At 55.8% G+C, this 346-nt stretch carries 1 protein-coding gene; it reads left to right on the top strand.

The window, feature by feature from the left end; all coding sequences use genetic code 11:
* Positions 1 to 217 (top strand): hypothetical protein (locus ACQ4LH_RS21945; RefSeq protein WP_430699019.1); only part of this gene is annotated, 217 nt, incomplete at its 5' end.
* Positions 218 to 346 lie beyond the last annotated feature (129 nt).

Genomic DNA, 346 nt, shown 5'->3' with positions numbered 1-346 from the left:
GCCTTTCAACTTTGTTGGGCCAATCCTCTCCCACCGCCTCTTTCTCCTTCCCCCTTCGTACCTTCTTTGTCTTCTCTTACATTCTTCTGTCTTTATTCCTTACCGCATCGGCGTGATTCGCGACGATATTGGCCATCAGTTGATCAATCGCCTGGGCGTGAATGACAGCCAGCTGCACATCTCCGAGCCCACGAGACGAAGTGGTGGGTCGTCGTAGGAGGGGGAAGTGCTGTAGAAGAGACAGCAGAGGCGTGAGTCGGGGGTGGGTGGGGAAGCAGTTGAACAAGCGCCTGGGGGGGAAGGAAAGGAAGAGGAAACTGGAAGAGAGGGGGAGAGGAAGTGAGCG

Origin of the sequence: Pseudomonas peli (genome assembly GCF_050563605.1) — a bacterium.
GTDB classification, from domain to species: Bacteria; Pseudomonadota; Gammaproteobacteria; order Pseudomonadales; family Pseudomonadaceae; genus Aquipseudomonas; species Aquipseudomonas peli_A.
Note: the sequence above shows the minus strand (reverse complement) of the source record. Positions and strands in the feature narration are given on the sequence as shown.